This is a genomic window from Lentzea alba (genome assembly GCF_047445655.1).
Lineage (GTDB): Bacteria > Actinomycetota > Actinomycetes > Mycobacteriales > Pseudonocardiaceae > Lentzea > Lentzea alba_A.
Genome location: NZ_JAJAEG010000011.1, coordinates 1 through 11,526, shown reverse-complemented (window position 1 = coordinate 11,526; position 11,526 = coordinate 1). Strand labels below are relative to the sequence as shown.

Genomic DNA, 11,526 nt, shown 5'->3' with positions numbered 1-11,526 from the left:
TTGTAACGCAAAGGCTCCCGGTTTACGCCGGGAGCCTTTTGCTTACAACTAAAGTGGATTCCCCTTTCACACCTTCGTCTGAAAGTGCCGGGTCGCCTTGACCGTGCCGTAGCGGCATGGTTTCAACTGAACGTCATGTGGAGCACGAGTCAGCTGGCAGACCTCGCCGGCACGACCCTGCGCACGATCCGGCACTACCACGACGTGGGCCTGCTCGCCGAGCCGGACCGCAGGCCCAACGGCTACAAGAGCTACGGCGTGCCGCACCTCGTGCGAGTGCTCAGGATCAAGCGCCTCACCGATCTCGGGTTGTCGCTCACGCAGATCGCCGATCTGGGCGACGGCGACGAACATCCGGGTGAGGCACTGCGACAGCTCGACGCCGAGGTGGCGGCGACGATCGAACGTCTCCAGCGGGTGCGCGCCGAGCTCGCGTTGATCCTGCACCAGGAGACGCCGACCGAGCTGCCACCGGACATCGCGGCGACGATCGCTGATGCGGACCTGTCACCGCAGGACCGCTCGTTCACCGTCGTGCTGGCGCAGCTGCTCGCGCCAGACACGTTGATCAGGTACGCCGAGACTCTGAAGGGCTACTCCAGGGATCCGGCGGTCGTCGAGTTCGACACCCTGCCGGAGGACGCGGACGAGCAGACCCGGCAGAACCTGGCCGAACGCATGCGCGCGATGCCGTACATGGACGAGATGCGTGCCGCGTTCCCGGATCCGAACGGTCTGTACAGCAACGCACCGCGAGGTGTGGAGCACGCGAAGCAGACGATCATCAAGGTGATGCTCGAGCTCTACAACAAAGCTCAGCTCGACGTTCTCGTCCGCATGAACGGCTGACATTTCTGTTTGGCGCACCCAACCGGGGTGCGCCGTCGGGGAAGGGATTTGCAAATGCGAAAGACGTTGCCATTGGCTGTGGTGGTTGCCGCAGCAGCAGCGTTGGTAGTGCCAGGGGTGTCGTCCGCGGCGCCCGTCCACGAGGTCCAGTGGGTCGCGTGTCCCGCTGACGTGGCGCTTCCCGGTCTGGAGTGCGGAAAGCTCCAGCTACCGCTCGACTACCGCAAGCCGCAGGGTCGCAAGACCGAGGTGATGATCACCCGCCTCGCCAGCAAGAACCCGGAGAAGCGGCGCGGCATCCTGCTGACCAACCCCGGTGGGCCGAGCGAGGGCCTGACGTTCCCGTTCGTGCTGAAGGCGTTGGGACTGCCCCAAAGCGTGCAGGACGCGTACGACATCATCGGCATGGATCCGCGTGGCATCGGCTACAGCTCACCGTCCACATGCGACCTCACGGAAGAACAGATGGCCGCGGGCAGTGTGCCGCCGTATGCCGTGAAGCCGTCTGATGTGCGCAAGCGTGCCGACGAGACGAAGAAGATGGCGGAGCAGTGCCTTGCTTCGTCGACAGCCGACGCGTTGCCGTACAACACGACCGCGAACATCGCCCGTGACCTGGACAGCGTCCGTGCCGCACTGGGCGAGAAGACGGCGTCGTTCCTCGGCTACTCGTACGGCACGTACCTGGGTTCGGTCTACGCCACGCTGTTCCCGAAGAGCAGCGACCGCGTCGTGATCGACAGCAACCTCCCCGCAAGCGGGTGGGACGTCGAGGGCGGCCGGCTGATGGCCCGCGGTGTGGAGGACACGTTCCCGGACTTCGCGCAGTGGGCCGCAGCGCACCCCGAGTACCACCTGGGCACGACGCCGCAGCAGGTGCGTGCCAAGTACTTCGACCTCGCCGGCCGCCTGGACGCGAAGCCGTCGGTCGAGGGCATCAACGGTCAGGCGTTCCGGATGCTGACGTTCGCCGGGCTCTACGGCACCGGTGACGCGGCATTCTCGAAGCTCGCCGCGTCGTGGAAGGCGTTCGACACCAACCAGCCGCAGCCGCCGCAGGACTACCCGGAGGTCCCGCGCATCCAGGCCCTGCTCGCCGGCCGCCTGCACGTGATCTGCGGCGACTCCGAATGGCCTTCGTCCGTGCGCACCTATGAACGCAACGTGGCGCTGGACCGCGTCCGCTACCCGATGTTCGGCGCGGCCGCCGCGAACATCCAGCCGTGCGCGTTCTGGCCGAAACCGGTCGAGAAGCAGGTCCAGCTCTCCGACCGCGGGCCGCGCAACATCCTCATGGTGCAGAACGAGCGCGACCCCGCCACGCCGCTCGCCGGTGCCTACTCGACGCGTCGGGCGTTCGGTGACCGGGCGGCGATGTTGACAGTGGACCAGGGCGGGCACGGCGCGTACGTGATCGGGAAGAACCAGTGCGCCAACGACAAGGTGACCTCGTACCTGGTCGACGGTCGGTTCCCGACACATGACGTCAAATGCTGACCCTTGTTGATGTAACCGCTCCCACGCTACGGTGCGCGGGTCGCCGCCGATCCCAGTATCGGACGGAGCGACGTGAAGACGTTTACAAGACTGGCCGCAACCCTGGTGTGCACCGCGGCGTTGATCACTCCCGGCACCGCACAGGCAGCCGACCTGAACGAGCCGCACCTCAAGGACATCGCCATGCAGCTGGTGTCCAGTGCGGAGAACTCCTCTTTGGACTGGCGTGCCCAGTTCGGCTACATCGAGGACATCTGGGACGGTCGTGGCTACACGGCCGGCATCATCGGGTTCTGCAGCGGTACCGGCGACATGCTCGACCTGGTGCGGCTGTACCGGGACTGGAAGCCGGGCAACGTCCTGGAGAAGTACCTGCCGGCACTGGAACGCGTGAACGGCACCCCGTCCCACGACGGCCTGGACCCGCACTTCCAGGACGACTGGCGCGCGGCCGCGTGGGACGGCACGTTCCAGGGCGCACAGGAGCACGAGCGCGACCGCGTCTACTTCAACCCCGCGGTGAACAGGGCGAAGCAGGACGGCGTGCAGGCACTGGGCCAGTTCATCTACTACGACGCGATCGTCATGCACGGCGACGGCTGGGGCTGGCTCGACTTCTCCAGCATCCGCCAGCGCGCACTGGACTCCGGGGCGGTTCCGCCGTCGTGGGGCGGCGATGAACGCTCATGGCTGCACGCGTTCCTCGACGCACGGGTGTGGGCCATGAAGCAGGAACCCGCACATGAGGAGACCAGCCGGGTCGACACGGCCCAGCGCCGGTTCCTCAACGAGGGCAAGCTGAACCTCGAACGTCCCCTGCAGTGGCACGTCTACGGGGACTACTTCGAGATCCGATGACCGTTTGACCACAAAGGATCCCGGCGCCCCGCCGGGAGCCTTTGTCAAGCCGAAACCGTTTGCAGCGCCCGGTTTTGTCGCAATCTCACGATGATCGTCCCGATCTGTCCGATTCGCGAAATAGTAAACCCTCTTGCCAATAAAGGTATGGACCCCTTACCTTCGTCCTCACGCCGCCCGGGACCCCCAATCCCTGCCCCGGAGGAAATTCGTGAAACTCTCTGGTCGCCTCGCGGCCGCACTGCTGACGTGCGCCGCACTCATCACCACCACGGCAACGACCGCCTCGGCGGCCGACCTGAACGACCCGCGCATGAAGGACATCGCGATGCAGATCGTGTCCAGCGCGGAGAACTCCTCGTTGGACTGGAGGGGTCAGTTCGGCTACATCGAGGACATCAAGGACGGCCGGGGCTACACCGCCGGCATCATCGGCTTCTGCAGCGGTACCGGCGACATGCTCGACCTGGTCGAGCGCTACAAGCAGCGCAAGCCGGGCAACGTGCTGGAGAAGTACCTGCCCGCACTGCGCAAGGTGAACGGGACGTCCTCGCACGCCGGCCTGGACCCCAACTACACCAAGGACTGGAAGACCGCGGCCAAGGACTCCGTCTTCAAGGCAGCACAGGAGTCCGAACGCGACCGCGTGTACTTCAACCCGGCCGTGAAGCAGGCCAGGGCCGACGGCGTGCGCGCCCTGGGCCAGTTCGCCTACTACGACTCGATCGTCGTGCACGGCGACGGAGGCGACAAGACCAGCTTCAGCAACATCCGCAAGCGCGCACTCGGCAAGGCGAAGCCGCCGTCGCAGGGCGGCGACGAGAAGACGTGGCTCAACGCCTTCATGGACGCCCGCGTGTGGGCCATGAAGCAGGAAGCGGCCCACGAGGACGTCTCCCGCATCGAGACCGCGCAGCGCGTGTGGCTCAAGGCCGGCAACTTCGACCTGAAGACCCCGCTGAGGTGGAAGGTCTACGGCGACAGCTTCGAGATCAAGTGACCTCGCACTGACTTGCGGAAGAGGGGCACTCCGAGCGGGGTGCCCCTCTCTTGTGGATCCGGTAACGCGGTTTACAGGTGAGAACGGTTGTGGCGCAAGCAGTTCCGCTGTTCGAACCAGTGCCGGTACCACCCGATCCGAGATCCGGTAACCCCTCTTGTCGGCAGAGGTTCGCACCACTTACCGTTGCCCCACTGCCGCCCGGGACTCACCCGGAGGACCTACGTGAAGATCTCAAGCCGCATCGCGGCAGCAGTTCTGACGTGCGTCGCACTCGTCACCACGACCGCAACCACCGCGTCCGCAGCCGACCTGAACGACCCGCGCATGAAGGACATCGCGATGCAGATCGTGTCCAGCGCGGAGAACTCCTCCACGAACTGGAGGGCCCAGTTCGGCTACATCGAGGACATCGACGACGGCCGCGGCTACACCGCCGGCATCATCGGTTTCTGTTCCGGCACAGGCGACATGCTCGACCTGGTCGAGCTCTACAAGACGCGCAAGCCCGGCAACGTGCTGGAGAAGTACCTCCCCGCACTGCGCAGGGTGAACGGGACGGACTCCCACGCGGGTCTCGATCCCAACTACACCAGGGACTGGAAGACCGCAGCCAAGGACTCCGTCTTCAAGGCAGCACAGGAGTCCGAACGCGACCGGGTGTACTTCAACCCCGCCGTGCGGCAAGCGAAGGCGGACGGCGTGCGCGCGCTCGGCCAGTTCGCTTACTACGACGCGATCGTCATGCACGGAGATGGTTGGGGCAGCCTGGACTTCTCCGGCATCCGCAAGCGCGCACTGGCCAAGGCCAAGCCCCCGGCCCAGGGCGGCAACGAGACCACGTGGCTCAACGCCTTCATGGACGCCCGCGTGTGGACCATGAAGCAGGAGCCCGCGCACGAGGACACCACCCGCGTCGACACGGCGCAGCGCGTGTGGCTCAGGGCCGGCAACCTCGACCTGAAGACCCCGCTCAAGTGGAAGGTCTACGGCCAGAGCTTCGAGATCAAGTAGCCTCGAAGGCAGCAGGTGAAGAGGGACGCTCCGAGCGGGCGCCCCTCTTCCCGCACACCTGGGGGTGAGCGTGGATCCGTTGGAAGGCGCGAAGGTCGTCGCGCACTGGAGTTTCGCGGCCGACACCGAGAACGACTACGTGGTCGGCGAAGTGCTGGTCCGCGACGACGGCGTGCTGTTGGAACGGTTCGGTGGACTGTCGGGCTCCGGCGACCCGAAGAGCACGGCGAACTACGTGTTCGGCTCGTGGCACCGCGTGGACTGGTGGGAGGGCCACACCACCCTCGCCGCCGCCTGGGCCAGGCTGCGCGGCATGGGCTACGACCTCGGCGATCCCAGCCCGGTGCCGATCGAGGACGGCAGGACGGGTCCGTTCATCTTCGAACCGGACCCGCCTGCCCACCTCGAGTAGAGATCCCTACAGCTGGGTCCAGTCCAGCACCGGCGCCGCGAAGTCGCGGATCGACGCCAGCAGCCCCAGCCTGGCCGCCTTCACCGCCGGGTCCTCCGCCATGACCAGCACCTCGTCGAAGAAGGTGTTGATCGGTGCGGTCAGCCCCTCGGTCGCGGCGACGAACGCGGCCAGCCCGGCGACATCGCGCGGGACACCGTCGAACGCCTTGTGCAGCGCCACTTCCGCGGGCTCGGACAGCACCGAGGCGTCGTACGAGGCGGTCACGTCGGCCGGCACGATCCTGCGGACGCGCTGCAGGGCGGCCGCCAGGGCGTCGAAGGACTCGTTGCCCGCCAGCGACTCCAGCTGCGCCAGCGTCTCGTCGGCCAGCACCGGCGAGTCGGCCAGCGGCAGCACCGCCTGGACGAACCGGTGCTCGTGGCCCGCGTCGAGCAATGCCTGCTCGTAGCGGCGGACCGCGAACTCGCGAGCGGTCTCCAGTGCCTCGGCGGAGACCTCAAGTCCTTCGGCGGCAAGGGAAAGTGCCACCGGCAGGGTGATCGCGCGCAGGTCGGGGAACGCCCGGAGCACCGTCACCGCACCGAGAGCCGCCCGCCGCAGACCGAACGGGTCCGACGAACCCGTGGGCTGCGCGCCGATGCCGAACAGGCCGGCCAGCAGGTCGAAGCGGTCCGCCAGCGACAGCAGCGCACCCGGCACCGACGACGGCAGCGCGTCACCGGCCGAGCGCGGGAGTTCCATCTCCCACAACGCCAGCGCGACCTCCGGGGTCTCCCCCGCCCGTGCCGCGTACTCGCGTGCCATCACGCCGGCCAGCGACGACAGCTCGATCACCATCTGCGAGCCGAGGTCGAACTTGGCCAGCGCACCCGCCCGGTCCAGCGTCTCGCGGTCCACCGAGACCACGGAAGCGAACCGACCGGCCAGCGAGGCGATCCGGGCGGCGCGGTCCGCCATCGAGCCGAGCTTGTCGGCGAACGTCAGCTTCGCGAGGCCGGACTTCATCTCCTCCAGCGGGGTCTTGAGGTCCGCGCGCCAGAAGAACGCCGCGTCCTCGTACCGCGCGCGCAGCACGGCCTCGTTGCCCGCCCGCACCAGGTCGGCGTCGATCGACCCGTTCGCCACGGCCACGAAGTGCGGCAGCAGCGAGCCGTCTGAAGAACGCACCGGCAGGTAGCGCTGGTGCTTGCGCATCACGGTGGTGAGGATCTGGCCCGGCAGCTCCAGGTACCGCTCCTCGAACGAGCCGAGGATCGGCGTCGGCCACTCGACCAGGTTCGTCACCTCGTCCAGCAACCCGTCGACCTCCACGACACCGCCGACGGACGCCGCGAGCTCCTGCGCCGCCTCGACGATCGAAGCCGCGCGAACCGACGCATCGGCCTGGATCCCGTGCGACTCAAGGAACTCCAGGTAACCATCCGCAGTGGACACCTCGATCACGGGCGAGGCAGCCGTCCGGTGCACGCGCGTCACCGTTCCCGACGACAGCGACGACACCGCGACCGGAACCGGCGTGGAACCGAGCAGCGCCACCAGCCAGCGGATCGGGCGGGTGAACGACAGCTTCGGGTCGTTCCACTTCATGTTCTTCTCGGCGCGCAGGTCCGAGACGACCTCGGCCAGCAGACCGCTCAGCACCTCGACCGCGCCACGGCCGGCGTCGGTCTTCGTCAGCGCGACGAACTCGACCCCGTTCTCCTCGACGCGACCCAGCGCGGCGACGTCGACGCCCTGGCCGCGCGCGAAGCCCTGCACGGCCTTCGTCGGGTTGCCGTCGGCGTCGAAAGCAGCAGAAACGCGCGGGCCGCGAACGGTGCGCTCGGCGTCCGGCTCGCGCGGCGCCACCGCGGGCACCAGCACGACGATCCGGCGCGGCGTTCCGTGCACGGTCACGTCGCCGTGCGTCAACCGGGTCGCACCGAGCTTCGCGGCGACAGCCTCTCGCACAGCGTCGACAGTCCGCAGCACCTCGTGCGGCGGAAGCTCCTCGGTACCGATCTCGAACAACAACGTGGCCGGAGCGACAACGTCCTCAAAGGACGAAGGCTTCTCGGCAACGGCAGGAACCTCAGCCACGCCAAGGGGATGCCCGAGCTCCGCACGACGCTCGGCCCACAACCCCGCGACTTCCCGCGCCAGGCCACGCATCCGACCGAACGCGCGCGCGCGTTCAGTGGTCGAGATCGAGCCACGCGCGTCCAGCACGTTGAAGATGTGCGAGCACTTCAACACGAAGCTGTGCGCGGGAACAGGAAGGCGAGCGTCGAGCATGCGCCGGGCCTCGGCCGCGAACTCCTCGAAGAGGCGCTTGTTCGCCTCCACGTCCGCGTCGTCGAGGTAGTACCGCGACATCTCGTACTCGGCCTGGCCGAACGCCTCGCCGTAGGAGATGCCCGGCGCGTACGCGATCTTCTTGAAGTGGTCGACGCCCTGCAGCGCCATCATGATCCGCTCGATGCCGTAGGTGATCTCCACCGACACCGGGTCGAGCGTCATGCCGCCGGCCTGCTGGAAGTAAGTGAACTGGGTGATCTCCAGGCCGTCCAGCCAGACCTCCCAGCCCAGCCCCCAGGCGCCCAGCGCGGGAGACGCCCAGTTGTCCTCGACGAACCGGACGTCGTGCGCGCGGACGTCGATGCCCAGCGCCTCCAGCGAGCCGAGGTAGAGCTCCTGCGGGTCGCCCGGATCCGGCTTGAGGATCACCTGGAACTGGGTGTGCGTCTGCAGCCGGTTCGGGTTCTCGCCGTAGCGGGCGTCGTCGGGCCGCACGGACGGCTCCACGTAGGCGACGCGCCACGGCTCGGGACCCAGCACGCGCAGCACGGTCGCCGGGTTCAGCGTTCCGGCGCCGACCTCCGTGTTGAACGGCTGCACCACGATGCAGCCCCGATCGGTCCAGTACTTGGTCAGCGCGAGCAGCGCGTCCTGCATCGTCAACACGGCGTCGAGTCTACGAAGCGGACAAAACAGCTGGTCAAGGCCCCTGGATCAGGTGGCGTGGGCCACTGTGTCACCCTTTGCACAACCGAGTGGAGTCCCCGCACGTCTACTTGGGGTACCCGAATGTGCTGAGAGGAGTGGGTGTGGACAACCGGCCGCCACGGCCGGGAGAACCGAACGGTACTCCCAGGCGACCCTCCGCCACCCCGCGTCCCCAGGCGGGTCAGCCCCGCCGCCCGCAGGTGCCGCCGCGCAGCTCAGAGCCCCCGCGCAGGGAGCCTGGCACGCCGCGCCGCGAACCCCAGAAGCGCGCCGAGCCGCCCCGCAGGGAGCCTCCGAAGCGCTCCGAGCCACCACGCCGCGAGCCACCGCGCCGGGAGTCCGCGAACCGCGCCGAGTCGCCGCGTCGTGAGCCGGCCCGCGCCACGTCGTCGGCCCCGCGCCCCCGTCCGCTCGCCGACCGCCCGACGGTCCGCACCACCCCGGCCAAGGCGAAGGCAGCGTCCCCGGCTCCGCGCCCGCGGCCGAGGCCCGCGACCCGCCGCCCGAGTGCGGCCAAGCGCGGCGCGTCCACCGGTGCCAAGGTCTTCGTCAGCATGCTGTCCGCGGTGATCCTGCTGGTCACCGGCATCGGCTGGCAGAACCTGAACGCGCTGACCGAGGGCCTGACCAAGCAGGACCTCAACCTGGCCGACGCCGGCGAGAAGCCCGCGGACGGCGCCATCGACATCCTGCTGGTCGGCATGGACAGCCGCACCGACTCCAAGGGCAACCCGCTGCCGCAGAACATCCTCAACGAGCTGCAGGCGGGTGGCAGCGACGACGGCGGGTTCAACACCGACACGCTGATCCTGCTGCACATCCCGAACGACAGCGGCAAGGCCTTCGCGGTGTCGTTCCCCCGCGACTCCTACGTGAAGATCGCGGGCGGCTTCGGGCGTCACAAGATCAACTCTGCCTACGGCTACGCCAAGGGTCAAGCGGCCGAAAAGCTGCAGGGCAGCGGCAAGAGCGCGCAGGACATCGAGATGGAGTCCCGCAAGGCGGGCGCGAACAACCTGATCGAGACCATCCAGAACCTCACCGGCGCGAACATCGACCACTACGCCGAGGTCAACCTGGTCGGCTTCTACGAGATCACCAAGGCCATCGGCGGCATCGACGTCTGCCTCAACGCCAAGGTCCGCGACAGCTTCTCCGGCGCGAACTTCCCCGCCGGCAAGCAGACCATCGAGGGCAAGAACGCGCTCGCGTTCGTCCGCCAGCGCCACGGCCTGCCGATGGGCGACCTGGACCGCGTCGTGCGCCAGCAGGTCTTCATGGCGGGTCTGGCCAAGAAGATGCTGTCCGCGGGCGTGCTGACCGACAGCACCAAGCGCAACGACATGATCAAGGCCGTGAGCGGCGCGATCGTGCTCGACGACGGCTGGGACATCACCAAGTTCGCCCTGCAGATGAAGGACCTGACGGGCGGCAACATGACGTTCCAGACGATCCCGACCGGCAACCCGGACCTGCAGACCCCCGAGGACGGCTCCGCGGTCGAGGTCGACGACGCCGAGGTGCGCTCGTTCGTGAAGAACCTCGGCAAGGCGGCCGATCCCTCGCTCGCCCCCGACCCGAAGTTCGACAACAAGACCGTCACCGTCGACGTGCGCAACGCCTCCGGCCAGCCCGGCCTCGCGGCCACGGTGTTGCAGTCGCTCACCGCGAAGGGCTTCACGGGCGGCCAGACGGGCAACGCCGAGGCGATGGCCAAGTCGGTCGTCCGCTACGGCAAGGGCGGCGAAGCGGGCGCGAACGCGGTCCAGAAGGCCCTCGGCGGCGTGAAGATCGAGGAGGACGTGAACATCCCGGCCGGCCGGGTCCGCGTCTTCCTGGGCTCGGACTACTCGGGCCCCGGCGCGCAGGGCTTCACCGGCTCGGGAGCGCTGCAGCTCGACGGCGCACGGCAGCAGCCGGCCGACCCGTCCGCACCCCCGCCCATCACTGCTGACGGCGTGCGCTGCGTCAACTGACTGCGCTGGTTGTGAGCTTCGCTAACGGCCTGCGCTGCGCAAACTCATACAGAGAGTAGAGATATATACCCCATTCGGGGGATTCCGACAGTAAGTTGCGTAAGCGGCGAAGCACTCGCGCCTTCCATCACCGTGAGACCCGCTCACGGGGTGGAGGGACCAGGTGCAAACTGCGAACGGCCAAATCGACACAGCGGCGTACCAGCGCGTGCTCGGTGATGAGATCCGCAGCCTTCGCAAGCAGCGCGGATGGACCCGCAAGGAGCTGAACAAGCGGCTGCAGACCGAGATCTCGCTGCAGACGCTGGCCACCTACGAGCTCGGCACCCGGCAGTGCTCGGTCGTGCGCCTGGTGGAGATCTGCCACGCCCTGGACGTTCCGGCACACGAAGTCCTCGCTCGTGTGCACGAACGCTTCTTCGGAGACACCCCGGCAGGCCACCTGACCCTGAACCTCGCCGCCGTCGCCGCCGCGGACAACCCCCGGCTGATCCCGTTGAAGCGCTGGGCCGCGGGACGGCTGCACGCGCTGCCACCCGGTGCGTCACCGGAAGTGCACCTAGACCTGCCCGCCCTCGAGAACATGGCTCAGCTCTGCCAGCTGCCGACCGTCGAACTGATCCGCATCCTGCGCTCCATGACCCGCTGAGAACGCCGAACACCCCCGCCGGAAGATCCGGCAGGGGTGCGCCCAGGGGTGGGCCCTCTCAGGCGGCGAAGCGCGTCAGGGTGTTCCAGGCGGTCCCTCCCTCGGTTCCGAAGTGGAAGTTCCCGGTGCCGTCGCCGTAGTAGTAACGGAACTTGTCCCCGGCCACACCGATCAGGTCGCCCTTGCCGTCACCGTTCATGTCCGTGACCGCGAGCTGGGTCAGCGTGCTCCACCCGTTGCCACCCTCGTGGCCCCAGTGGAAACCGCCCTGGCCGTCGCCGTA

Annotated in this window: 11 protein-coding genes; 8 read left to right on the top strand and 3 right to left on the bottom strand. The window is 67.9% G+C overall.

What is annotated here, in order from left to right; genetic code table 11:
- Positions 1 to 135 precede the first annotated feature (135 nt).
- The 6 genes from LFM09_RS19270 to LFM09_RS19245 all read left to right on the top strand — a co-directional run bounded on the left by LFM09_RS19270 (position 136) and on the right by LFM09_RS19245 (position 5,630).
- Entirely contained in the window at positions 136 to 849 is a 714-nt protein-coding gene (locus LFM09_RS19270) for a MerR family transcriptional regulator (RefSeq protein ID WP_414097871.1), read from the top strand.
- Between the two features lie 54 nt (positions 850 to 903).
- Complete coding sequence (locus tag LFM09_RS19265) at positions 904 to 2,346, top strand: alpha/beta hydrolase (RefSeq protein WP_414097870.1); 1,443 nt, start codon at positions 904 to 906, stop codon at positions 2,344 to 2,346.
- Between the two features lie 72 nt (positions 2,347 to 2,418).
- Positions 2,419 to 3,204 carry a chitosanase gene (locus tag LFM09_RS19260; RefSeq protein ID WP_414097869.1) on the top strand — a complete coding sequence of 262 codons (786 nt, stop codon included), beginning with the start codon at positions 2,419 to 2,421 and terminating at the stop codon, positions 3,202 to 3,204.
- Between the two features lie 211 nt (positions 3,205 to 3,415).
- Positions 3,416 to 4,204 (top strand): chitosanase, encoded by a 789-nt coding sequence (locus LFM09_RS19255; RefSeq protein ID WP_414097868.1) that lies wholly within the window; start codon positions 3,416 to 3,418, stop codon positions 4,202 to 4,204.
- 225 nt (positions 4,205 to 4,429) lie between these two features.
- Positions 4,430 to 5,218: a chitosanase gene (locus tag LFM09_RS19250; RefSeq protein ID WP_414097867.1), complete on the top strand. Its 789-nt coding sequence runs from the start codon at positions 4,430 to 4,432 to the stop codon at positions 5,216 to 5,218.
- Between the two features lie 70 nt (positions 5,219 to 5,288).
- Entirely contained in the window at positions 5,289 to 5,630 is a 342-nt protein-coding gene (locus LFM09_RS19245) for a hypothetical protein (RefSeq protein WP_414097866.1), read from the top strand.
- 6 nt (positions 5,631 to 5,636) lie between these two features.
- Here the strand turns inward: LFM09_RS19245 and LFM09_RS19240 are convergent, their stop codons facing one another.
- Together LFM09_RS19240 and LFM09_RS19235 are read right to left on the bottom strand one after the other, a co-directional pair.
- Positions 5,637 to 8,567: a glycine--tRNA ligase gene (locus tag LFM09_RS19240; protein ID WP_414098124.1), complete on the bottom strand. Its 2,931-nt coding sequence runs from the start codon at positions 8,565 to 8,567 to the stop codon at positions 5,637 to 5,639.
- Positions 8,568 to 8,799: 232 nt separating this feature from the next.
- The gene (locus LFM09_RS19235) at positions 8,800 to 9,174 is read right to left on the bottom strand and encodes a hypothetical protein (protein ID WP_414097865.1); all 375 of its coding nucleotides are present in this window, start codon (positions 9,172 to 9,174) and stop codon (positions 8,800 to 8,802) included.
- On the opposite strand from LFM09_RS19235, the gene LFM09_RS19230 reads away from it, so the two are divergent.
- Both LFM09_RS19230 and LFM09_RS19225 read left to right on the top strand, forming a co-directional pair.
- Positions 9,173 to 10,594 (top strand): LCP family protein, encoded by a 1,422-nt coding sequence (locus tag LFM09_RS19230; protein WP_414097864.1) that lies wholly within the window; start codon positions 9,173 to 9,175, stop codon positions 10,592 to 10,594. The genes LFM09_RS19235 and LFM09_RS19230 overlap by 2 nt on opposite strands.
- A 163-nt stretch (positions 10,595 to 10,757) precedes the next feature.
- Complete coding sequence (locus tag LFM09_RS19225) at positions 10,758 to 11,243, top strand: helix-turn-helix domain-containing protein (protein ID WP_414097863.1); 486 nt, start codon at positions 10,758 to 10,760, stop codon at positions 11,241 to 11,243.
- Between the two features lie 58 nt (positions 11,244 to 11,301).
- Here the strand turns inward: LFM09_RS19225 and LFM09_RS19220 are convergent.
- Positions 11,302 to 11,526, bottom strand: a 225-nt coding sequence (locus LFM09_RS19220; RefSeq protein WP_414097862.1) for a hypothetical protein, incomplete at its 5' end; no start/stop codon positions are given.

Excerpts from the sequence above, each read along its gene's own strand:
- LFM09_RS19270 (WP_414097871.1), top strand. The coding sequence starts at position 136 with ATGTGGAGCACGAGTCAGCTGGCAGACCTCGCCGGCACGACCCTGCGC.
- LFM09_RS19265 (WP_414097870.1), top strand. The coding sequence starts at position 904 with ATGCGAAAGACGTTGCCATTGGCTGTGGTGGTTGCCGCAGCAGCAGCG.
- LFM09_RS19240 (WP_414098124.1), bottom strand. The coding sequence starts at position 8,567 with ATGCAGGACGCGCTGCTCGCGCTGACCAAGTACTGGACCGATCGGGGC.
- LFM09_RS19230 (WP_414097864.1), top strand. The coding sequence starts at position 9,173 with ATGCTGTCCGCGGTGATCCTGCTGGTCACCGGCATCGGCTGGCAGAAC.
- LFM09_RS19235 (WP_414097865.1), bottom strand. The coding sequence starts at position 9,174 with ATGCTGACGAAGACCTTGGCACCGGTGGACGCGCCGCGCTTGGCCGCA.